The sequence below is a fragment of the Janthinobacterium sp. DSP2-3-3 genome (assembly GCF_049897325.1).
Taxonomy (GTDB): domain Bacteria; phylum Pseudomonadota; class Gammaproteobacteria; order Burkholderiales; family Burkholderiaceae_D; genus Janthinobacterium.
Map to the genome: position 1 here is coordinate 164493 of NZ_JAFCWA010000009.1, position 20611 is coordinate 185103.

Consider the following 20611-nt stretch of genomic DNA (forward strand, 5'->3'; position numbering starts at 1 on the left):
ATAAGGAACCCACCACGCATGCCCCATGACATCAGTCTGATCACCACCATCGCCGCCGCCCTCGGGTTCGGCCTCATCTTCGGCTTCCTCGCCGCGCGCCTGAAACTGCCGGCATTGGTCGGCTATCTGGCTGCCGGTATCATCATCGGACCGGCCACGCCCGGTTTTGTGGCGGATGCGGAAATCGCCGGGCAATTGGCGGAAATCGGGGTGATGCTGATGATGTTTGGTGTCGGCCTGCACTTTTCCATCGAAGATTTGTGGGACGTGCGCAAGATCGCGCTGCCCGGCGCCATCCTGCAGATCGGCGTCGCCACGGCGATGGGCATGGGCCTGGCCCATTGGTGGGGCTGGACTCTCGGTGGCGGACTGATCTTTGGCCTGGCCCTGTCCGTGGCCAGTACCGTGGTGCTGCTGCGCGCGCTGGAAGAACGGGGCATCCTCGACTCTCTCAACGGGCGCATCGCCGTCGGCTGGCTGGTGGTGGAAGACCTGGTCACCGTGCTGGTCCTCGTGCTGCTGCCGGCGTTTGCCGGTGTGCTGGGTGGAAAAGTTGCGCCGGATGCCGAGGCCGTCAGCCTGTGGCAAACCCTGGCCGTGACCCTGGGGCAAGTGGCCGGCTTCATCATCTTCATGCTGGTGGTGGGCCGCAAGTTGTTCCCGTGGATTTTGTGGCAAGTGGCGCGCACCGGTTCGCGTGAACTGTTTACCTTGTGCGTGATCGCCGCCGCCGTCGGCATCGCCTACGCTTCGACCAAGCTGTTCGGCGTGTCGTTTGCGCTGGGCGCCTTCTTCGCCGGCATGGTGCTGCGCGAGTCCGAACTCAGTCACCGCGCCGCGGAAGAGTCGCTGCCCCTGCGCGACGCGTTTGCCGTGCTGTTCTTTGTTTCCGTCGGCATGCTGTTCGAGCCGAATATCCTCATCGACAAGCCGCTGCAAGTGCTGGCCGTGTGCGCCATCATTATCTTCGGCAAGTCGATCGCCGCCTTCTTGCTGGTGATGGCCCTGCGCTACCCGCCGAAAACAGCCATCATCGTTTCGGCCAGCCTGGCGCAGATCGGTGAGTTCTCATTCATCCTGGCCGCCCTGGGCCTGTCGCTGGGCCTGATGCCGCAGGAAGGGCAAAGCCTGATCCTGGCCGGCGCCATCCTGTCCATCGCCCTCAACCCGCTGGTGTTCAGCCTGGCCAAGCCACTGCTGCGCGTGATCGGCAACAGCGATTTCGCGCGCAAGTTCGAACGCACCACCGATCCGCTGGCCGAGCTGCCGATGACGGTGCCACAGGAAAAGCTGTCAGGTCAAATCGTGCTGGTGGGCTATGGCCGTGTGGGCCGGCGCATCGCCGCCGCCCTGATGGAGCGGGGCATTCATTTTGTCGTGGCCGAGGAAAACCGCGAAATCGTCGACCAGCTGCGCAAGCAGGGCATCCCGGCCGTGGCCGGCAATGCGGGCGAACCGGCCGTGCTGATCCAGGCGCACATCACGCACGCCACCATGCTCGTCATCGCCACGCCGGACACCTTCCACGTGCGCGCCATGATAGCGACGGCGCGCGCGCTGAACCCCGCCATCCTGACGGTGGTGCGCACGCACAGCGAGGAAGAGGCGGAATTGCTGCGCGCGGAAAACGCGGGCAAAGTCTTCATTGGCGAGCACGAACTGGCCAATGGCATGGCCGAGCACGTGCTGCAAAGTTTTGAGACGGTGAAAAAGGGCCACGGCGCGCATTAAGCGAGCGCCAACGCCTTTTCCGTCCAGCAAGCCTGCCCGCTACCCAGCCGGCAGGCTTTCTTTTTACAGGCTGGCGGCCAGCTCCGCGCCTTCCCGTATGGCCCGCTTGGCATCAAGTTCCGCCGCCAGCGCAGCGCCGCCGATTTTATGGAAACGCGGGCCGCCCGCCTGTAAGGGCTTGCCATCCTTGTCGACGGGCGGCATGAGTTCCGTCAAGCTGTCCTGGCCCGCGCAGATGACCACGTTGTCCACCGCCAGCAGGCGCTGCTCGCCGCCCACGGTGATATGCAAGCCCTGCCCGTCGATCTTGTCGTAGGTCACGCCGGCCAGCATGGCCACGCCGTTTCTCGCCAGGGCCGCGCGATGCACCCAACCCGAAGTCTTGCCCAGGCCCGCGCCCACTTTCGACGTCTTGCGCTGCAACAGGAAAATCTGCCGCACGGGCACAGGCGCCACGGGCGACACCAGGCCGCCGCCCGTGGCCGCGTTCAAGTCCACGCCCCACTCGCCCGCCCACGTCGCCACGGGTTGCGGCAGCGGGTGCGTCGGGTCGTGCAGCAAATACTCGCCCACGTCGAAGCCAATGCCGCCCGCGCCGATGATGGCCACGCGCGCGCCGACAGGCTTCTTGGCTTGCAGCACGTCCAGATACGACAGCACTTTCGGATGCTCGATACCGGGAATGGCCGGCAGGCGCACCTTGATGCCGGTAGCGATGATGACGTCGTCATAGCCGCCGGCCAGCAATTGCTCACGCGTGACGCGCTGGCCCAGGCGCAGCTGGATATTCGACAAGGCGATGCGGCGGGCAAAATAACGGATGGTTTCCGTAAATTCTTCCTTGCCGGGAATTTGCATCGCCACCTTGAACTGGCCGCCGACGCTGTCGCTGCTGTCGAACAGGGTTACCTCGTGCCCGCATTCGGCGGCCACGGTGGCGGCCGACAGGCCGGCCGGCCCGGCGCCGACGACAGCTACCTTGCGCGCCACGGCTTTTTTCGCGTACACAAGTTCCGTTTCATGGCAGGCGCGCGGGTTGACCAGGCAGCTGGCGCGCTTGTTGGCAAAGGTGTGGTCCAGGCACGCCTGGTTGCAGCCGATGCAGGTATTGATCTCGTCGGCACGGCCCGAGGCCGCCTTGGCGACAAAAAACGGGTCGGCCAGGAAGGGGCGCGCCATCGACACCAGGTCGCAGTCGCCCCGCTCCAGGATGGCGTTGGCTTCATGCGGCATGTTGATGCGGTTCGACGCCACCACGGGAATGCTCACTTCGCGGCGCAAACGTCCCGCCACGCTGGCAAACGCGGCGCGCGGCACCGAGGTGACGATGGTCGGCACGCGCGCCTCATGCCAGCCGAAGCCCGTATTGAGTATCGTCACCCCCGCCTGTTCCAGCGCCCTGGCCACCGTCACCACGTCGTCCCAGGTATTGCCGCCTTCGACCAGGTCAAGCAGCGAGTGGCGGTACATGATGATGAAGTTGGGACCGACGGCGGCGCGGATGCGGCGCACGATTTCCACGGGCAGGCGCATGCGGTTCTCGATCGTGCCGCCCCAGCGGTCCTGGCGCAGGTTGGTGCGCGCGCACAGGAACTGGTTCAACAGGTAGCCTTCGCTGCCCATCACCTCGATGCCGTCGTAGCCCGCCTTTTGCGCCAGGCGTGCGCAACGCACGTAGTCGCAGATGGTGCGCTCGATGCCCCGTTCGCTCAAAGGACGGGGGCGGAATGGCGAAATCGGCGACTTTTTTGCCGACGCCGAGACGACGAAGGGCTGGTAGCCGTAGCGGCCCGCATGCAGGATCTGCATGACGATCTTGCCGCCCTCCTCGTGCACGGCGCGCGTCACTTTGCGGTGGTTCGGTACGTCGCCGAGGAAATTCAAGGTACCGCCGAACGGCAGCAGCCAACCCTGGCGGTTCGGCGAGATGCCGCCCGTGACGATCAGCCCTACGCCGCCCCGCGCCCGCTCGCGGTAAAACGCGGCCAGCTTGCCATAATGATAAAACCGGTCTTCCAGGCCCGTGTGCATGGACCCCATGATGACGCGGTTGCGCAAGGTGGTGAAGCCCAGGTCGAGCGGGGCCAGCAAATGGGGATAGGCAGTCATGGTCGGTCCGATAGAAGATGGTATGCAGGCCGTACGGTAACAAGCATTGCTGGCCGCCGCAGCGTATTTCTCTAGACCGGGAGTTCTAAATCGCCCGGCGCACTCGCCGGCGATGGGTACAGCTTGTGCAGGGCGCAAGTTTCCCGTAGGCTAGGTAGCATGACGCGCCTCTTCCTCTGCCTGCTGATGCTGTGCACCGTTGCCACCCCGGCGGCGGCACAAGCGCAGATGCAGGCGCTGCGCCTGGACAAGCTGAAGGTCGACGTCAAGCGCATCGAGGTCGACGGGCAGCGCATGTATGAAGTCGATGCCAGCGGCAGCGTGCAGGCGCCGCCGGCATCCGTCTGGAAGACGCTGACCACCTACGAGCGCATGCATGAATTCGTGCCCGACCTCAGTTCCTGCCGCGTGCTGTCGCGCAATGGCAATGAAGTCATCATCGAGCAGCAAGGCATGGCGCGCTTCCTGTTCATGAACCACGCCATCCACCTGGTGGTGCGGGCCACGGAAACGCCGTTCACGGCCATCGACATCGCCCTGATCTCCGGCGACATGCGGCATTATGAAGCGCGCTGGAATTTGTATCCCATCCCCGAGACGGGCGGCACGCGCATCGTCTTTTCCAGTCGGCTGGTGCCGGGCTTCTATGTGCCCGGCATGCTGGGCACGACCATGATACGCGGCGATATCGAGCGCATGATGGCGGCCGTGCTGGCCCGCATCGACAGCCAGCATGCCGATAAATCCTGACAAATCAGGCTAAATACGTATCGCGGTCGCGCAGCTCCGCGAAATTTTCCAGGCTGCCCAGTTTCACCGTGACGGGGTTCAGGCTGGCCTGCGGCTGCATCGAGCGCCAGGCGAACAGCCATTCCTGCTCGGCCGCTTCAGTGCGCGTCTTGGTGAAAGTAGCGCCCAGGGCGGCGCGCTGGCCGTATTCGACGACGCCATCGATGCCGGCCCAGCTGGGCAGAGTACGCTGCACGGCGCGGTGCAGGCGTTCGCCGAATTCTTCCGTGTTATGGATGATCAGGCAGCTGTCAGCCGGGGCGAACAGGTCGAACAGTTGCTTGTCCCACACTTGCGAAAAGCTGAGGGTCAGGCAATTGCCCGCCGGCACCAGGCGGAACTGGCCCAGGCTCAAGGCCAATTCGAGCTCGCTGCGCTGACCGTAGCGGTGCAGGGTGGGGGGGCGTTTGTAATCGTGCATGCTGGACTCGTTCTTAATATGGAAGGTAAAACCGGTGCGGCCCGCCTAGCGGGGCGGGCGGATATGGCGCCGGATGCGCTGGGCGGTGGCGGCCAGGTAAATCTCGCGCAGCAGATAGGTGAAGCAACCGATCAGGCAGATCACGGCCAGCACGAAGAATACGGCGATGTATTTATCCAGCGTCAGGTTCATAATATCGCCCAGAAACAGCATGGCGATGATGATGCAGACAAAGAACCCGCAAGCCGTGCTCAGGGAGATCGAATAATTGATCAGATGGGTACGCGTATAGAGCGTATCTAACTCATCCATGTAGAAATCGTTGTAGCCGATGTCGAGCCGGTCTTCCAGCACGCGCGTGCGGTCGATGATGCGCCCCAGGCGGTTGGTCAGCACGACCAGCATGGTGCCAATACCTGTCAGCAGGAAGACCGGCGCAATCGCCAGCTGGATGATATGGCCGATATCGCCGATCTGTATGTTCATGGGTAAAAAAAGGTAAGGTCGCACTGCCGCCCGCGGAAGGCGGCGGCACAGGCGCTAGTGTAGCAGGTGGCGCACGCCTGTAGGCCGCTTTGCCGCCAGGCAGGCCCTGCCGTCATGCGAAGCCGCGTCCCGGCACGAAACGCTCGGTGGCGTTCACCAGCGCCGAAGCGATGCCATGCTCGAGCGCGCCATGGCCCGCGTCCGGGATCATGTTCAGCTGCGCGCCGGGCCAGGCTTGCTGCAAGCGGTAAGCCGACAGGGGCGGGCAGATGGCGTCGTAACGTCCCTGCACGATGACGGCCGGCAAATGCGCGATGCGCCCCATGTTGCGGATCAGCTGGTCTTCCTCGAAGAAACCGAGATTCGCCATGTAATGCGATTCGAGCCGGCCCACGCCCAGGTCCAGCGCATCGTTCGGCGCATCTTCCGGTTGCGGCATCAGGTACACGCGGCGGCCCTCGAAGCGGCTCCAGGCGCGCGCGGCGGGCCAGTACACGGCGGGGTCGCTGCTGAGGATGCGTTTTACGTAGGCGGCCAGCAAGTCGCCGCGTTCTTCCAGCGGGATGGGCGCGGCGAATTCCGCGTACAGTTCCGGATAAAACCAGCGCACGCCTTCGATGAACCAGTCGATTTCCGCCTGCGTGCAGAGGAAAATGCCACGCAGCACGAAACCGAGGCAAGCTTCGGGATGTGCCTGGCCATACGCCAGCGCCAGGGTCGAACCCCAGGAACCGCCAAACACCAGCCATTGGGCAATGCCGAACTGGGTGCGCAGCACTTCGATATCGTCGATCAGCAGCTGCGTCGTGTTGTTGCGCCATTCGCCCAGCGGCGTAGACTTGCCCGCGCCGCGCTGGTCGAACAGGATTACGCGGTAGCGCTGCGGATCGAAGAAGCGACGGTGTTGCGGCGACAGGCCCGCGCCGGGGCCGCCATGCAGGAATAGCACGGGAATGCCATCGGGATTGCCGCACTCTTCCCAATAAATGGTGTGGATGTCATCGACCGCCAGCATGCCGTGCCGGTTCGGCGACAGGACGGGAAACAGGGGCGACAGGGAATCGGGCATGGCGGTCCTCGTAGACAGTCTGGAAGCCAGGCAGCGGATGCCTGGCAAAGACCCAATTATAGTGCGATAGTGCGCTCCCGGCGCCTCAGGCCAGCGGCAAGGGCAGGCGGTTCGACGACTTGATTTCGCGCATCGACAGGCTGGACTGGATTTCCGCCACGCCGGGCAGGCGACGCAGCACGGTCGAAACGAATTCGCCATACGCTTCCAGGTCGCGCGCCACTACTTGCAGGAAATAGTCGGCTTCGCCCGCCACATTGTGGCACGACAATATCTCGGGAATCGTGGCGATGGCTTGCTCGAACTGTGAGGGCTGCTCGCCGCCATGGTTGGCAAACACGACCCGTACAAACGCCACCAGGCCGATGCCCAGCTTCTTGCGGTTGAGCAAAGCCTGGTAGCCGGTGATAAAACCTTCCTCTTCCAGGCGGCGCAAGCGGCGCCAGACGGGGGTTTCGCTGAGCTTCAAGCGCTCGGCTAGGCGCGCATTCGACAGTCGTCCTTCATCCTGCAACAGCCTGAGAATCTGCAAATCGGTGGCATCGAGGCTAACTTCTGAAATTTTCATCTATTTTTTGTTTTTATAGGAGTGGAATCTACCCAAATACTAGGGCATGCAGGGCAGGAAAAGCAAGCACATTTCATCACAGCAAGAACATAATGGGGCCCGGCGAGCAGGCTGCACCGTGCGCTTGCTCCCGTTTTCTTTTCGACTGACTGCATGTCCGATTCTACCTTCCTGATGTACCTGCTGGCACTGGCCGGCGCCTTTTTATTACCTGGCCCCGACATGGCGCTGGTGCTGGCGACAGGTGCCGCGCGCGGCGTGGCCACGGCGCTGGTGACGGCATTGGGTATCGCCGGCGCGCGCGCGGTGCACGTGGCGCTGTCAGGCGCGGGCCTGGCGGCGCTGATGGTGACGCATCCGCAAGCCCTGCTGTGGGTCAAATGGGCGGGTGCCGCGTATCTGTTGTACCTGGCGCTGCGCTTGCTGCAGTCGGCCCTGTCGAAAAAAACGGCGCAGGAAAAAGCCGCCCCCGCTACGGCGCACAGCGCCCGCGCCAGCCTGGTGCGCGGCTTCCTGACGAATCTGCTCAATCCGAAGGCACTGCTGTTTTGCAGCATGTTCCTGCCCCAGTTCGTCGCCGGCAGCGACAGCGTCGGCATGCAATACCTGCGCCTGGGCGCCGTCCTGGTGCTGGTGGGCCTGCTATTCGACGCCGTGTACGCCGTACTGGCTGCGCGCCTGGCGCGCCGCCTGCGCGGCAAGCCTTCGCCTTACGGCAAGTTCGTGCTGCCTTCTGTCTTCGTGCTGCTGGCCGGACGGCTGGTGCTGGGCTGAACTTTCGGCGGAACCGGCAACTGAACCGGCGCCCCGCCCGCAAAGAAGGCGGGGTAATCGTTCAGCAGGCTACGCTCAAGGTCATTGACCTTGCGAAATTGCCGCAGCGACGGCGCCATGGCCCGGCCCGCATCCCAGCTGCGCCAAGCATTTGGCGCATCGAATTGCGCGTATAGCGCGTCGCCCAAGTCCTGGTACGCGGCCGCCATGTGCGGCTTCGCCTGCAGTACTTGCAGATACAAGGCCATCGCTGCCTGCCGTTGCCCCAGCTTGGCGCGCAGATTTCCCTCGAACAAAGCCAGTACCGGCTGCTCCAGGCCGTGCTGCTGGCGCAAGCCCTGCACGGTGGTCAGCGCGGCCTGAATATCTTCCTTGTCCTTGGCCAGCAGTGCGCGCGTCAAGTCATGAATGGGCTGACATTGCTGCATGGCCTGCTGCTGCGGCGGCGAGAGTTTGTCGACCAGCGCCCCCGTGGAAAAATGGTCTTCCAGCATGCTCAGGAAGGCGTCAAAGGGCTTCTCTGCCGCAAACAGGCGCTCCGCTTCGGCCCGCAGCGCCGGATGCGCCTGGGGTCCCAGCGGCGGCAGCAGGGCCGCCTGCGCCAGCACGCGTTCGAGCGCCGGCGCATCAGCCGCCAGCGGGCGTGGCCGGTACGCGGCCAGCGTGTACGTGGCGGGCGCATCCACTGTCATGGCACTGATGCGGAAATGGCGCGTGACTTTGCCAGCAATCTGCTGGTGACTCAAGGTGAATTCCGCGGGAATGCGCTTGCCGTCGGCCAGCATCTTCAGCACCGCCGGGTGGCCGCCCCAGGTGTAGCGCAAATACTGGGCAAACGCCGTGGCATCGTCGCCGGTGACGGGGCTGCCGGCTATCCCCAGGCGCAACAGAGGCTGCTCGTCGAGCGACCACAGCACGGCACCGTCGAGCACTTGTGGCAGCAAGGGTCCACGCCGCTTGTTGTCCAGCACCGACAACGCTTGTTCCTCATACACGGGCGGCGTTGCCTGCTGGCCAAGGCCACTCGCCTTCAACATGCCGGCGATCCCCTGCCGGTGGCGCAGCTCAGCGGCGCGAGAACCCGCCACGTCGAGCAGCGAATACGTGTCGTAAGTGGACGCCGCCGTATCGATCATGTAGCGGCGGCGCGTGGCAAAATCGAGCACGGACAAGGTGTGGCCATCGCGGACGCTGATGAAGTGTTCGCCCAGCACGACGTCGCTGTCCTGCGTATCGCGCGCGGGCAGGCTGGTATTCACGCCGGGCTTGTTGACGCGCTCGGTAGTCACCGTGACGTGGAACGCGACGCTGGCCTGGACAGCGGAAATGCCCAGGAGAAGGAAGGCAAGCACGCTGGCGCGGCGCAAGGCAGGAACAAGAGTCATGGGGATGATGCGGTGGGGAAATGCTGATTCTAAGGCAAAGCACGCGCCCGGCCTGTTTTGCTTGCCAGCATAAAAAAAGACAGCCGCAGCTGTCTTTCTGTTTTACCTCAACAACGATTACGACATGTGCTGGCCGCCGTTGATCGAGATATTCGCGCCCGTGACGAACGCTGCCTCATCGGAAGCCAGGTAGGCGACGAGGCCGGCCACTTCTTCCGGCTTGCCCAGGCGCGCCATCGGAATTTGCGGGATGATTTTACTGTCGAGCACTTCCTGCGGAATCGCCATGACCATCTTGGTGCCGATGTAGCCTGGCGAAATGGTGTTGACGGTGACGTTCTTGCGCGCCACTTCCAGCGCCAGCGACTTGGTGAAACCGTGCATGCCGGCTTTCGCGGCCGAATAGTTGGTCTGGCCGAAAGCGCCTTTCTGGCCATTCACGGACGAGATATTGATGATGCGGCCCCAGCCGCGTTCCACCATACCGTCGCAGACGGGCTTGGTCATGTTGAAGACGGAGTCCAGGTTGGTGCCCATCACGGCATCCCAGTTCGGCTTGTCCATCTTCTTGAATGTCATGTCGCGCGTGATGCCGGCGTTATTCACCAGCACGTCGACAGGACCGATTTCCGCTTCCACGGCAGCCACACAGGCAGCCGCCGAATCGTAGTCAGCCACGTCGCACGGATACGCCTTGAAGTCATAGCCCATGTCCTTGGTCGTCGCCAGCCATTCCGCAACCTTCGGATTGCCTGGAGAATAGGTCGTGACCACGCGATAGCCGAGCGCCGCCAGCTTGAAACAGACTGCTTCGCCCAGACCACCCATGCCACCAGTTACCAATGCAACTCTTGCCATTTTCATCCCCTCAGTGTCGTTCTGTTGCTAAAAAGTTAATTATTTAATGAAAGCAGTCCAAAACCGCCGCGTGACGGCGGCGTACCGCACCGTACCAGGCCGCCACGCACTGCGCGCAACGGCTTGGCTTCGGTTGGCAGCTATTAGTCGCGTTCGATCGCTAAAGCAACACCCATGCCGCCGCCGATGCACAGGGCTGCCAAGCCTTTCTTGGCGTCGCGGCGTATCATTTCATGGATCAGGGTGACCAGGATGCGCGCGCCGGAGGCGCCGATCGGGTGGCCGATGGCAATCGCGCCGCCGTTCACGTTGATCTTGCTGGTATCCCAGCCCATTTCCTTGTTGACGGCAATCGCTTGCGCGGCAAACGCTTCGTTGATTTCCATCAAGTCCAGCTCTTCATGCGTCCAGCCGGCTTTTTTCAGGCACAAACGCGAGGCGGAGACAGGGCCCATGCCCATGACGGCCGGGTCCAGACCCGACGAGGCGTAAGCCTTGATGCGCGCCAGCGGCTTGAGACCCAGTTCCTTCGCTTGCGAGGCGGACATCATGATGACGGCGGCGGCGCCATCGTTCAGGCCCGAGGCGTTGCCGGCCGTGACAGTACCGTCCTTGGCGAACGCGGGGCGCAGGCCGGTCAGCGATTCCAGGGTCGATCCGGGCTTGATGTATTCGTCGCTGTCGAAGACAACGGTGCCTTTTTTGTTGGCGATTTCCAGCGGCAGGATTTCATCCTTGAACTTGCCCGCTTTTTGCGCCGCTTCCGCCTTCAATTGCGATTGCAGCGCGAATTCATCTTGCTCGGCGCGCGTCACTTCATATTTCTTGGCGACGTTTTCCGCCGTGATGCCCATGTGGTACTGGTTGTACACGTCCCACAGGCCGTCGACGATCATGGTGTCGATCATCTTGAAGTCGCCCATGCGGAAACCGTCGCGCGAGCCGTTCATGGCGTGCGGCGATGCGCTCATGTTTTCCTGGCCGCCGGCGATGATGATGTTGGCGTCGCCGCACTTGATCGCTTGCGCCGCCAGGTGCGTGGCCTTCAGGCCGCTGCCGCATACCTTGTTGATGGTGAATGCCGGGATGGAGCTGGGCAAACCTGCCTTGATGACAGCCTGGCGCGCGGCGTTCTGGCCGACGGCAGCCGTCAGCACCTGGCCCAGGATCGCTTCGCCGATCAGGTTCGGGTCGATGCCGGTTTGTGCCAGCAAGCCCTTGATTACATGCGCGCCCAGTTCGGACGCAGGAATCTTGGCCAGACTGCCACCGAATTTACCGACTGCGGTACGGCCGGCGGCCACGATTACGACATCATCCATTTATTTCTCCGATATGCAGGCCAAGAAGGCCAAGGTCAAGGTGTTAATAGAATCCAATGAATCCGAATTCTGGAAGACACAGCAAGCTGTGTTTCATTCTAGCGTGGCATGCGCCACAGTTCCAGCACCGCATGGCAGACGGCAGCGATGGCAGCCCGCCCTGCGGTGGCGGCGGGCGGCCTGGCGCGGCGGATAGCCGCTGCCGGGCCGCAACGCGCCTACGTTTGACGAGCGGGACGCGTGTTTTTATTTTTATCATACCCTTCATCGGCGCCGCCGAAAGTGGTTTTTAGAAAATTATTAAAGGGAATAATCAGGGGTACGGGCGTTTGCTTTACTACCTGCAACAGCTCGCCAAATTTTTGACGCGATGCAGCAAACTCACCCTTTGTCACAGTGTCGAATTTCTCATGGGTTTCTTGAGCAACATCCTTTGCCTGGCGGCCATATGCACCGATGCGTTCGATGGCCAGTTGCGACTGCGTGCGCGACAGTTGCAGCAGCGCTTGCGTATCCTTCACGGACAGCAGCTGATTGCCCGCCACCGTAGCGGCCGCCAGCGCCGCGCGGCCCGCATCGATCTGCCAATCGAGCACGCTGGCACCGCTGTCGAGCGCAGCCTGGAGATACGCTTGCGCACTGCTCAACTGTGCTTCCACCACGGCCTTGCCGGCGAGTGCCCATTGTTCCGAAATTGAAAACATATCGTTCCTCCCCAAAGAGTAGGCGGCGCCATGTTGCGCCGCACAGTGCTCAACTGTAAGCGGTGGTTCATTGCTAAACCTTGATATTTATCAAGCTTTCCTGTTGGTTTGTTTCCAACTCAACGTTGATCAGGACAACAACTTGATGCCATCGAGCGAAGCCGCGCACTGTTCGCGTATCACGCTGACGAAATCGCGCACATACGCCTTGTCCTGCAACTGCTCCGGCACGGAGACATACAGGTCGCTCCACAAGCCGTGCTCCCCCACCGGACGCGCCACCACATAATCGTAATCGACGTAATTCTTGATGGCCCAGTTCGGCAAAGCGGCGATGCCGCGCCGACTCGCCACCAGTTGCAGCACGGCCACCGTCAGCTCGGCCGTGCGGCGTTCAAACTGGATGCCGGCCGGCCGCAGCACTTCGCGGATCAGGTCAATACGCTCTTCCGGCACGGGATAGGTGATCAGGGTCTCGCCTGTAAAGTCGGCCGCCACCAGCCGGCGCTGCGCCTGCAGCCGGTGCTTCTGCGCCATCACCACCAGCATTTCAAAGCGAAACAGGGGAAACACGGTGAAATCGGGGCCATACGGCGAGCCGATCACGAGGTCCGCCTCGCCCGAGCGCAGCAGCTCCGCCGGTTCGCTGTGAAAGCCCGACACCAGATCGATTTCCACCTCAGGCCAGCGCTGGCGGAATGCATCCATCACCGGCATCAGCCAGTCGAAGCAGGTATGGCATTCGAGCGCCACGCGCAGCTGCCCCTTGTCGCCCTGCGACAGGCGCGCCACGTCGCGCTCGGCCAGCTCGATCTCGGGCAACAGCTTGTCGGCCAGCTCCAGCAGCCGGCTGCCCGTGGCCGTAAAGGCGATCGGCATCGACTTGCGCTCGAACAAGGGCGCCTTGTAGCGCTCTTCCAGCAAACGGATCTGGTGCGACAGGGCCGACTGCGTCAAATTGAGCAACTGCGCAGCGCGCACCAGGCTGCCGGAGGAACGCAAGGCACTCAGGGTGCGCAGGTGACGGATTTCTAGCATTGGGAAAATGGGTGATGTACGTGAAATATTTTCATGTTATTCGTAAAAAGGTTTCGTTTTGATTATAGATTAAGTTGCCGCACACTCTAGCGCATTCACATTAAATCTCGATGACATCATGACCATTCGTACCCACATCCTTGGCTTTCCCCGTATCGGCGCCGCGCGGGAACTGAAATTGGCGCTGGAAAGCCACTGGCGTGGCGAGGTGTCCGAGGCCGCCCTGGAAGCCACGGGCCAGCAACTGCGCGCGCGCCACTGGGCGCTGCAACGCGACGCCGGGCTGGACTATGTCACCGTGGGCGACTTCGCCTTGTACGACCAGGTGGCCAGCCATATCCAGCTGCTGGGCTGCGAACCGGCGCGTTTCCGCTTTGACACAGCACAATCGCCGCTGTCGCGCTATTTCACGATGGCGCGCGGCAACGACAACCAGGCGGACCACGCCGGCTGCACGCACAGTCAAGCGCACCATGAGCACGCCGCCGGCAACCACGCGCTGGAAATGAGCAAGTGGTTTGACACCAATTACCATTACCTGGTGCCCGAATTGTCGCCGCAGACCCGGTTTTCGCTGGCCTGCGAGCGCCTGCTGGCGGAAGTGGCCGAGGCGCAGGTGCTCGGTCACCAGGTCAAGGCGGCCCTGATCGGCCCCCTCACCTTCCTCTGGCTGGGCAAGGAAAAGACGCCCGGCGAGTCTGGCTTCGACCGTCTGGCCCTGCTGGAACAATTGCTGCCCGTCTACGGCGCCCTGCTCGACCGCCTCAAGCAGCAAGGCGTGACGTGGGTGCAGCTCGATGAACCGATCCTGGGACTGGACTTGCCCAACGCCTGGCGCAGCGCCTTCGAGAGCGCCTACTGGCAGCTGAACCAGGTGGGCGTGAATATCCTGCTGGCCACGTATTTCTCGCCACTGGAAGAAAACCTCAGCCTGACCTGCCGCCTGCCTGTGGCCGGCCTGCACGTGGACGGCATCCGCGCGCCGCACGAGCTGATCAGCGTAACGGACTGGCTGCCCACGCATAAAGTCTTGTCCATCGGCATCGTCGACGGGCGCAACATCTGGCGCACCGACCTCGACGCGGCCCTGGCCATGCTGCAGCCGCTGGCAGCCAAGCGCAACGGCCACCTGTGGCTGGCGCCCTCATGCTCGCTGCTGCACGTACCGTTCAGCCTGGAAGCCGAAACGGACCTCGACGGTGAAATCCGCACGTGGCTGGCGTTTGCCACGGAGAAGTTAGTGGAACTGTCCCTGCTCAAGGGGGCACTGGAAGGCCCTCCCGACGACGACGCGCTGGCCGCGCTGGCAAAGTCTCGTCTGGCCATTGCAGGGCGGCGCGCCAGCCCCCGCGTCCACCGTGCATCGGTCACGCAACGCCTGCAAACGCTCACGCCCAGCGTCGACCGCCGCGATTCCAGCTTCCCGCAGCGCCAGGGCGTGCAACGCGCACGCCTGCGCTTGCCAGACTTCCCGACAACGACCATCGGCTCCTTCCCGCAGACGACGGCCATCCGCGCAGCCCGCGCGAGTTTCAAGCGGGGCGAACTGGCAAGCGCCGAGTATGACAACCAGCTGCGCGCGGAAATCGCCCACGTCGTGGGGCGCCAGGAAGCGCTGGGTCTGGACGTGCTGGTGCATGGCGAGGCGGAACGCAACGACATGGTCGAATACTTCGGCGAACAATTGGACGGGTTCATCTTCACGCGCCTGGGCTGGGTGCAATCGTACGGCTCGCGCTGCGTCAAGCCGCCCATCATCTACGGCGACGTGCAGCGCCCGGCCGCCATGACAGTAGCCTGGACGGTGCACGCGCAAAGCCTGACGCAAAAACCCATGAAGGGCATGCTGACGGGCCCCGTCACGATCTTGCAATGGTCGTTCGTGCGCGACGACCAGCCGCGCCCCAGCACGGCACTGCAACTGGCCCTGGCCATCCGCGACGAGGTGCAAGACCTGGAAACGGCCGGCATCGGCATCATCCAGATCGACGAGCCGGCCATCCGCGAAGGCTTGCCACTGCGCCGCGGCCAGTGGGACGCCTACCTGGACTGGGCCACGCGCGCCTTCCGCATCGCCGCTTCCGTGGTCAAGGACACGACGCAGATCCACACGCACATGTGCTATGCGGAGTTCAACGACATCCTGCCGCAGATCGCCGCCATGGACGCCGACGTGATCACGATAGAAACGAGCCGCTCGGACATGGAACTACTGACGGGCTTTGGCCAGTTCCAGTATCCGAACGACATCGGCCCCGGCGTGTACGACGTCCACTCGCCGCGCATCCCCTCGACGCCCGACATGGTGAAGTTGCTGCAAAAAGCCAGCGCCGCGATTGCGCCGGCCAACTTATGGGTGAACCCGGACTGCGGCTTGAAGACGCGGGGCTGGGCGGAAACGGAAGCGGCGTTGCGCAATATGGTCGCGGCGGCACAGCAGATGCGCGCGGCTTGACGCAGGATAGCGCCGTCAGGGCGCATTCTCAGCTGCTTGCGGGGCGGCGCAGCGGTTTTCCGGGGCGCCGCCCTTGTTTTTTGACAAGAAGTCACTGTTGCCCTGCGGAATAGCACACTCCAGGTCCCTGACGCTGATTTTTTTGCAGTAGAATGCAAGAAATTTACTGCTCCCATTGTTGCCGTACGGAACAGTTGGCCTGCCGCAGTTTCACTTTGATAAATGTTTATGTCCAAAAGCCCGTCGCAGAAGCCTATCGAAATCAAGATTTCCACCGTCGTTGCTGTCTCCGCCATTATGCATAGCGCCGATACGCAGGCACTCGATGCCGCCTTGCGCGACATGACGGGGGGCGTGGCGGACTTTTTCGAGGACGACCTGGCCGTGCTGGACGTGGCTGCCTTACCGCCCGGCAGCGTGCCCATCGACTGGGCCGCCCTCGTGGCCCTGCTGAAAAAATACCGCTTGAATGCCGTGGCCGTGCGCAATGCGCCGGCCGACATGCATGACGCCATCCTGGCGCAAGGCTTGAGTCTGGACAGCGGCAAGACGCGCGACGATGCGCCGCCCAAGGATGGCCCGAAGGATAGCGCCACGGCGGCCGCCCAAGCGGGTGCCGAGGCGCAGGTGATGGTGATCGACACGCCCGTGCGGGCGGGCCAGCGCATTTACGCGCGCGGCTGCGACCTGATCATCACGGCTGTCGTCAACAATGGCGCCGAAATCATCGCCGACGGCAGCATCCATGTGTATTCCTCGCTGTATGGCCGCGCGCTGGCCGGCGCCTCGGGCAATGCCCAGGCGCGCATCTTCGCGCTGGCCATGGAACCGGAACTGGTCTCGATCGCCGGCGTATACCGCACGTTCGAGGATGGTTTCCCCGCAGAAATGGCGCGCGGACCCGCGCAAATTCGTTTGGCTGGAGACAGAATCGATATACACTCTGTCAATCCGGTCACTCCCGTGAACCGCTCTTAAGCTGCACAATTCAAGAGATATCTGAAAAGGATTATTTGTGGCAAGAATTATTGTTGTGACGTCCGGCAAGGGCGGTGTCGGCAAGACGACCTCTAGCGCCAGTTTTGCCACTGGTCTGGCCATGCGCGGCCACAAGACAGCCGTGCTCGACTTCGATGTGGGCCTGCGCAACCTCGACCTGATCATGGGTTGCGAGCGCCGCGTCGTGTATGACTTGATCAATGTGATCAATAAAGAGGCCAGCCTGAACCAGGCCTTGATCAAGGACAAGCACTGCGACAACCTGTTCATCCTGCCCGCCTCGCAAACGCGCGACAAGGACGCCCTGTCGGAAGAAGGCGTGGAACGCGTGTTGAACGACCTGATCAACATGGGTTTCGAATTCATCATCTGCGATTCGCCGGCCGGTATCGAGCATGGTGCGCTGATGGCGCTGACGTTTGCCGATGAAGCCATCATCGTCACCAACCCGGAAGTGTCATCGGTGCGCGATTCGGACCGCATCCTGGGCATCCTGCAAGCCAAGTCGCGCCGCGCGCAGACGGGCGGCGAGCCGGTCAAGGAACATTTGCTGATTACCCGCTACTCGCCGAAACGCGTGGAATCGGATGAAATGCTGTCCTACCAGGACGTGCAGGAAATCCTGCGCATCCCGCTGGTGGGCATCATTCCAGAATCGGAACAAGTGCTGGCCGCCTCGAATCAGGGCAATCCCGCCATCCATTTCAAGGGGACGGACGTGGCGCAAGCCTATGAAGACGTGGTCTCGCGTTTCCTCGGCGAAGATGTCGAGCTGCGCTTTACCAACTATGAAAAGCCTGGATTACTCCAGCGCATTTTTGGGGCGAAGTGATATGGCCTTGCTTTCTTTCCTGTTTCCCCCCAAGCCGAAGACGGCGACCGCAGCCAAGGAACGCCTGCAGATCATCATCGCCCGCGAACGCAGCGGACGCGGTGGTCCGGACTTCCTGCCCGCCCTGCACAAGGAATTGATCGCCGTCATTTCCAAGTACACCAAGGTGAATGCCGACGACATCAAGATTTCGCTGGACCGCCAGGGCAACCTGGAGGTGCTCGACGTCAACGTGGTGCTGCCGGACGCGTAGCGCCTAATCCGGCCTGACCGTGAGCAATTCCTGCGCCACCGCGGCGCAGGCATTCACGTGCTGGTTGCCGATCTGGCGGAACACGGCGTAGCCGATGGCTGCCGCCACCACCTGGCCGGCAAACGGCACGAAGCGCGCCACCTGCTTGGTGGCAATCTTGACGCCACTGCGCTTGAGCAGCTGGAGGATCAGTTCGCGCGACACCAGTTTTCCCACCAACATGCCACCCATGCCCACCGCCGCGCGGTAGGCCATCATCTTGAACTGCGGGTTGAGACGCTCGATCTGTTCGGGCGTGAGGCCGAATTCGTGATTGATATCGTTGATCAGCATGGAAAACAACCCGACATCCGACATCAGGTCGATGCCGGGAATGGGGATGGCCGAGGCGCCCGCCGACATCAAGGCACGCCGCTGCACCAGGCGCCGGCAACGCTCGCGCACTTGCTCGATTTCGGCACGACTGGCCGGTATCAGGGTCCAATCGGTGCTGCTCTTGTCTGCCATGCGCGTTTCTCCACTAATAAGGGGGTAGATGAACAAGTGTAACGTAAAGAATGTGGCCGTTGATTTCACTGGACACAATGGCAATCTCTGTTATATTTCACTTGAGCATTCCTTAACATTACGATAAGCAGAGCGGACCGTCTGTTTGTTGCTACACATTCCAGCCCATTATGCGAATTGCCGTACTCGATAGCGATCATAGTCAGGCAGAACTGATCTGCCAGGTGCTCACCGCCGCCGGCCACGCTTGCCACGAGTTTCAGAGTGGCAAGGAAATGCTGGGGCAATTGCGCAAGGACAGTTGCGACATGCTCATCCTCGACTGGCATGTGAGCGATCTGGATGGCGCGGAAGTATTACGCCGGGCCAGGGAAAAACTGGCGCCGAAGGCGCCCGTGTTGTTTATGACCAACAGCTCAGGCGAAGATGACGTGGTGGCCGGCATGACGGCGGGCGCCGACGACTACATGATCAAGCCCTTGCGGCGCAGCGAACTGACCTTGCGCACCCAGGCGCTGCTGCGCGTGGCCTACCCGGCGCAGAATGGCGCCGAGTACTTGCAATTCGGTCAGTATACGTTTGAAACCCGCCCCGGTCGCCTGCTGCGCGATGGCGAAGTGCTGGACGTGACGCACAAGGAATTTGCCCTGGCGCTGCTGTTTTTCCGCAACCTGGGCCGTCCCCTGTCGCGCGCCTACATCCATGAAGCCGTGTGGCAGCGCGATACGGCCCTGCCCTCGCGCACCATGGATACCCACGTCTCGCGCGTGCGCAACAAGCTGCAACTGAAACCGGAACACGGCTACCGCCTGGTGCCCGTCTACAGTTATGGTTATCGCCTGGAAAAACTGGGCGGGTGACGCCCACGCATCCGGACGAAAACAGACGAACTGCTCAAAGAGCGGGCACAAGGCGCTATAATGTCGGCATAAGAATTCCCAACAGCCCTGAAATGCAACTGCTCGCCGTCGGCCTCAACCATACCACCGCCCCAGTGTCGCTCCGCGAACAGCTGGCGTTTGCGCCTGAGCATCTGGGTCAGGCGGTGATGGCGGCGCGTACCTGGTTCCAGCGCATCGACCTGCGCGACAACGACGAAGCGGCCATCCTCTCGACGTGCAACCGCACCGAGCTGTATGCGGCCAGCCACGTACCCAATCCGCTCGACGCGGGTGCGCATTTCCTGGCCGATTATCACAAGCTCAACTACAGCGAGCTGCGCCCGCACTTATATATGCTGCCGCAGCACGATGCCGTGCGCCACACCTTCCGCGTCGCCTCCGGGCTGGACTCGATGGTGCTGGGCGAAACGCAGATCCTGGGGCAGATCAAGGATGCCATCCGCACGGCAGACGAGGTCGGCGGCCTGGGCACGTATCTGCACCAATTGTTCCAGCGCAGTTTTTCCGTCGCCAAGGAAGTGCGCAGCAGCACGGAAATCGGCGCCCACAGCGTTTCCATGGCGGCTGCGGCCGTACGCCTGTCGCAGCGCATCTTCGACAAGATTGCCGAGCAGAACGTGCTGTTCATCGGCGCCGGCGAAATGATTGAATTGTGCGCCACGCACTTTGCCGCGCAAAATCCTAAAAGCATCACCATTGCCAACCGCACCATGGAACGGGGCGAGGAATTGGCGCACCGCTTCAATGGCAAGGCCATCCGCCTGGCCGACCTGCCAGAAATGCTGCACCAGTTCGACATCGTCATCTCGTGCACGGCGTCGTCCTTGCCGCTGCTGGGCCTGGGTCTGGTCGAGCGCGCCATCAAGGCACGCCGCCACAAGCCCATGTTCATGGTCGACCTGGCTGTGCCGCGCGACATCGAATCGGAAGTGGGCCGCCTGAACGATGTCTTCCTGTACACGGTCGACGACCTGGGCAAGGTCGTGCAGACGGGCATGGAAAGCCGCCAAGCGGCCGTGGCGCAAGCCGAGGTCATCATCGAGACGCGCGTGCAGTCGTTCATGAGCTGGGTCGACGACCGCGCCATGGTGCCCGTCATCCAGCATTTGCATGAAAACAGCGAAGCGCTGCGCCTGATGGAAGTGGAACGGGCGCGCAAGATGCTGGCCAAGGGCGCCGACATCGATGCCGTGCTGGAAGCACTGTCGAAAGGCTTGACGGCCAAGTTCCTGCACGGTCCGCAGCAGGCGCTGCACCATGCGCAGGGCGACGAGCGCAAGCAGCTGGTCACCCTGCTGCCGAAACTGTTCCGCCCCCGCCGTTAGCGCAGCCCCGCTGGCCGCCCGCGCGGCCGCCCCCTGCCCGCCTGCCGGGCTTGCCGGACCCGCAGCATCCCTACACTCTTTTAC

At 62.5% G+C, this 20611-nt stretch carries 20 protein-coding genes; 9 read left to right on the plus strand and 11 right to left on the minus strand.

Annotated features, from left to right (window positions below; all coding sequences use genetic code 11):
* Positions 1-18 precede the first annotated feature (18 nt).
* Entirely contained in the window at positions 19-1731 is a 1713-nt protein-coding gene (gene ybaL, locus ACP7DE_RS18925; RefSeq protein WP_426073526.1) for a YbaL family putative K(+) efflux transporter, read from the plus strand.
* A 63-nt stretch (positions 1732-1794) separates the two neighbouring features.
* Here ybaL and ACP7DE_RS18930 read toward each other — a convergent pair whose 3' ends face one another.
* Positions 1795-3840, minus strand: a complete 2046-nt coding sequence (locus ACP7DE_RS18930; RefSeq protein WP_426073527.1) for an FAD-dependent oxidoreductase — start codon at positions 3838-3840, stop codon at positions 1795-1797.
* 159 nt (positions 3841-3999) lie between these two features.
* Between ACP7DE_RS18930 and ACP7DE_RS18935 the strand changes: the two genes are divergently transcribed.
* Positions 4000-4590 (plus strand): SRPBCC family protein, encoded by a 591-nt coding sequence (locus tag ACP7DE_RS18935; RefSeq protein WP_426073528.1) that lies wholly within the window; start codon positions 4000-4002, stop codon positions 4588-4590.
* Positions 4591-4594: 4 nt separating this feature from the next.
* Here ACP7DE_RS18935 and ACP7DE_RS18940 read toward each other — a convergent pair whose 3' ends face one another.
* The 4 genes from ACP7DE_RS18940 to ACP7DE_RS18955 all read right to left on the minus strand — a co-directional run bounded on the left by ACP7DE_RS18940 (position 4595) and on the right by ACP7DE_RS18955 (position 7173).
* Positions 4595-5050 (minus strand): hypothetical protein, encoded by a 456-nt coding sequence (locus ACP7DE_RS18940; protein WP_426073529.1) that lies wholly within the window; start codon positions 5048-5050, stop codon positions 4595-4597.
* Between the two features lie 45 nt (positions 5051-5095).
* The gene (locus tag ACP7DE_RS18945; protein WP_071079926.1) at positions 5096-5536 is read right to left on the minus strand and encodes a DUF2721 domain-containing protein; all 441 of its coding nucleotides are present in this window, start codon (positions 5534-5536) and stop codon (positions 5096-5098) included.
* 112 nt (positions 5537-5648) lie between these two features.
* Positions 5649-6605, minus strand: a complete 957-nt coding sequence (gene pip, locus ACP7DE_RS18950; protein WP_426073530.1) for a prolyl aminopeptidase — start codon at positions 6603-6605, stop codon at positions 5649-5651.
* A gap of 85 nt (positions 6606-6690) precedes the next feature.
* A complete protein-coding gene (locus ACP7DE_RS18955; protein WP_010393611.1) occupies positions 6691-7173 on the minus strand; it encodes an Lrp/AsnC family transcriptional regulator in 483 nt (160 codons plus the stop codon).
* Positions 7174-7326: 153 nt separating this feature from the next.
* On the opposite strand from ACP7DE_RS18955, the gene ACP7DE_RS18960 reads away from it, so the two are divergent.
* Positions 7327-7947 (plus strand): LysE family translocator, encoded by a 621-nt coding sequence (locus ACP7DE_RS18960; RefSeq protein ID WP_426073531.1) that lies wholly within the window; start codon positions 7327-7329, stop codon positions 7945-7947.
* Here ACP7DE_RS18960 and ACP7DE_RS18965 read toward each other — a convergent pair.
* The 5 genes from ACP7DE_RS18965 to ACP7DE_RS18985 all read right to left on the minus strand — a co-directional run bounded on the left by ACP7DE_RS18965 (position 7884) and on the right by ACP7DE_RS18985 (position 13254).
* Positions 7884-9332, minus strand: a complete 1449-nt coding sequence (locus ACP7DE_RS18965; protein ID WP_426073532.1) for a hypothetical protein — start codon at positions 9330-9332, stop codon at positions 7884-7886. The two genes, ACP7DE_RS18960 and ACP7DE_RS18965, sit on opposite strands and share 64 nt — an antisense overlap.
* 117 nt (positions 9333-9449) lie before the next feature.
* Complete coding sequence (gene phbB, locus ACP7DE_RS18970) at positions 9450-10190, minus strand: acetoacetyl-CoA reductase (RefSeq protein ID WP_035823615.1); 741 nt, start codon at positions 10188-10190, stop codon at positions 9450-9452.
* Positions 10191-10333: 143 nt separating this feature from the next.
* A complete protein-coding gene (locus ACP7DE_RS18975; RefSeq protein ID WP_426073533.1) occupies positions 10334-11512 on the minus strand; it encodes an acetyl-CoA C-acetyltransferase in 1179 nt (392 codons plus the stop codon).
* A gap of 218 nt (positions 11513-11730) precedes the next feature.
* On the minus strand, positions 11731-12216 hold the full coding sequence (locus ACP7DE_RS18980; protein ID WP_426073534.1) for a phasin family protein: 486 nt from the start codon (positions 12214-12216) through the stop codon (positions 11731-11733).
* A gap of 129 nt (positions 12217-12345) precedes the next feature.
* Positions 12346-13254, minus strand: a complete 909-nt coding sequence (locus ACP7DE_RS18985) for a LysR substrate-binding domain-containing protein (RefSeq protein WP_426073535.1) — start codon at positions 13252-13254, stop codon at positions 12346-12348.
* A gap of 118 nt (positions 13255-13372) precedes the next feature.
* Here ACP7DE_RS18985 and metE point away from each other — a divergent pair, with 118 nt between their 5' ends.
* From metE to minE, 4 genes are all read left to right on the plus strand, one after another.
* Positions 13373-15709, plus strand: a complete 2337-nt coding sequence (gene metE, locus ACP7DE_RS18990) for a 5-methyltetrahydropteroyltriglutamate--homocysteine S-methyltransferase (RefSeq protein ID WP_426073536.1) — start codon at positions 13373-13375, stop codon at positions 15707-15709.
* A 228-nt stretch (positions 15710-15937) separates the two neighbouring features.
* Positions 15938-16687 (plus strand): septum site-determining protein MinC, encoded by a 750-nt coding sequence (minC, locus tag ACP7DE_RS18995; protein ID WP_426073537.1) that lies wholly within the window; start codon positions 15938-15940, stop codon positions 16685-16687.
* Between the two features lie 37 nt (positions 16688-16724).
* Positions 16725-17540 carry a septum site-determining protein MinD gene (gene minD / locus ACP7DE_RS19000; protein ID WP_131689577.1) on the plus strand — a complete coding sequence of 272 codons (816 nt, stop codon included), beginning with the start codon at positions 16725-16727 and terminating at the stop codon, positions 17538-17540.
* Between the two features lies 1 nt (position 17541).
* Positions 17542-17793, plus strand: a complete 252-nt coding sequence (minE, locus tag ACP7DE_RS19005) for a cell division topological specificity factor MinE (protein ID WP_071079935.1) — start codon at positions 17542-17544, stop codon at positions 17791-17793.
* A 3-nt stretch (positions 17794-17796) separates the two neighbouring features.
* Here minE and ACP7DE_RS19010 read toward each other — a convergent pair whose 3' ends face one another.
* Positions 17797-18300: a hypothetical protein gene (locus tag ACP7DE_RS19010; protein WP_426073538.1), complete on the minus strand. Its 504-nt coding sequence runs from the start codon at positions 18298-18300 to the stop codon at positions 17797-17799.
* 170 nt (positions 18301-18470) lie between these two features.
* On the opposite strand from ACP7DE_RS19010, the gene ACP7DE_RS19015 reads away from it, so the two are divergent.
* A complete protein-coding gene (locus tag ACP7DE_RS19015; protein WP_426073539.1) occupies positions 18471-19160 on the plus strand; it encodes a response regulator transcription factor in 690 nt (229 codons plus the stop codon).
* 92 nt (positions 19161-19252) lie between these two features.
* Positions 19253-20527, plus strand: coding sequence for a glutamyl-tRNA reductase (gene hemA, locus ACP7DE_RS19020; RefSeq protein ID WP_426073540.1), 1275 nt, complete (start codon positions 19253-19255; stop codon positions 20525-20527).
* The last annotated feature ends 84 nt before the right edge of the window (positions 20528-20611 follow it).

Excerpts from the sequence above, each read along its gene's own strand:
- ACP7DE_RS18955 (WP_010393611.1), bottom strand. The coding sequence starts at position 7,173 with ATGAAAATTTCAGAAGTTAGCCTCGATGCCACCGATTTGCAGATTCTC.
- phbB (WP_035823615.1), bottom strand. The coding sequence starts at position 10,190 with ATGGCAAGAGTTGCATTGGTAACTGGTGGCATGGGTGGTCTGGGCGAA.
- ACP7DE_RS18930 (WP_426073527.1), bottom strand. The coding sequence starts at position 3,840 with ATGACTGCCTATCCCCATTTGCTGGCCCCGCTCGACCTGGGCTTCACC.
- ACP7DE_RS18985 (WP_426073535.1), bottom strand. The coding sequence starts at position 13,254 with ATGCTAGAAATCCGTCACCTGCGCACCCTGAGTGCCTTGCGTTCCTCC.
- ACP7DE_RS18940 (WP_426073529.1), bottom strand. The coding sequence starts at position 5,050 with ATGCACGATTACAAACGCCCCCCCACCCTGCACCGCTACGGTCAGCGC.
- ACP7DE_RS18960 (WP_426073531.1), top strand. The coding sequence starts at position 7,327 with ATGTCCGATTCTACCTTCCTGATGTACCTGCTGGCACTGGCCGGCGCC.
- ybaL (WP_426073526.1), top strand. The coding sequence starts at position 19 with ATGCCCCATGACATCAGTCTGATCACCACCATCGCCGCCGCCCTCGGG.
- ACP7DE_RS19015 (WP_426073539.1), top strand. The coding sequence starts at position 18,471 with ATGCGAATTGCCGTACTCGATAGCGATCATAGTCAGGCAGAACTGATC.
- minC (WP_426073537.1), top strand. The coding sequence starts at position 15,938 with ATGTCCAAAAGCCCGTCGCAGAAGCCTATCGAAATCAAGATTTCCACC.
- hemA (WP_426073540.1), top strand. The coding sequence starts at position 19,253 with ATGCAACTGCTCGCCGTCGGCCTCAACCATACCACCGCCCCAGTGTCG.
- ACP7DE_RS19010 (WP_426073538.1), bottom strand. The coding sequence starts at position 18,300 with ATGGCAGACAAGAGCAGCACCGATTGGACCCTGATACCGGCCAGTCGT.
- ACP7DE_RS18975 (WP_426073533.1), bottom strand. The coding sequence starts at position 11,512 with ATGGATGATGTCGTAATCGTGGCCGCCGGCCGTACCGCAGTCGGTAAA.
- ACP7DE_RS18945 (WP_071079926.1), bottom strand. The coding sequence starts at position 5,536 with ATGAACATACAGATCGGCGATATCGGCCATATCATCCAGCTGGCGATT.
- metE (WP_426073536.1), top strand. The coding sequence starts at position 13,373 with ATGACCATTCGTACCCACATCCTTGGCTTTCCCCGTATCGGCGCCGCG.
- ACP7DE_RS18965 (WP_426073532.1), bottom strand. The coding sequence starts at position 9,332 with ATGACTCTTGTTCCTGCCTTGCGCCGCGCCAGCGTGCTTGCCTTCCTT.
- minE (WP_071079935.1), top strand. The coding sequence starts at position 17,542 with ATGGCCTTGCTTTCTTTCCTGTTTCCCCCCAAGCCGAAGACGGCGACC.
- pip (WP_426073530.1), bottom strand. The coding sequence starts at position 6,605 with ATGCCCGATTCCCTGTCGCCCCTGTTTCCCGTCCTGTCGCCGAACCGG.
- ACP7DE_RS18935 (WP_426073528.1), top strand. The coding sequence starts at position 4,000 with ATGACGCGCCTCTTCCTCTGCCTGCTGATGCTGTGCACCGTTGCCACC.
- ACP7DE_RS18980 (WP_426073534.1), bottom strand. The coding sequence starts at position 12,216 with ATGTTTTCAATTTCGGAACAATGGGCACTCGCCGGCAAGGCCGTGGTG.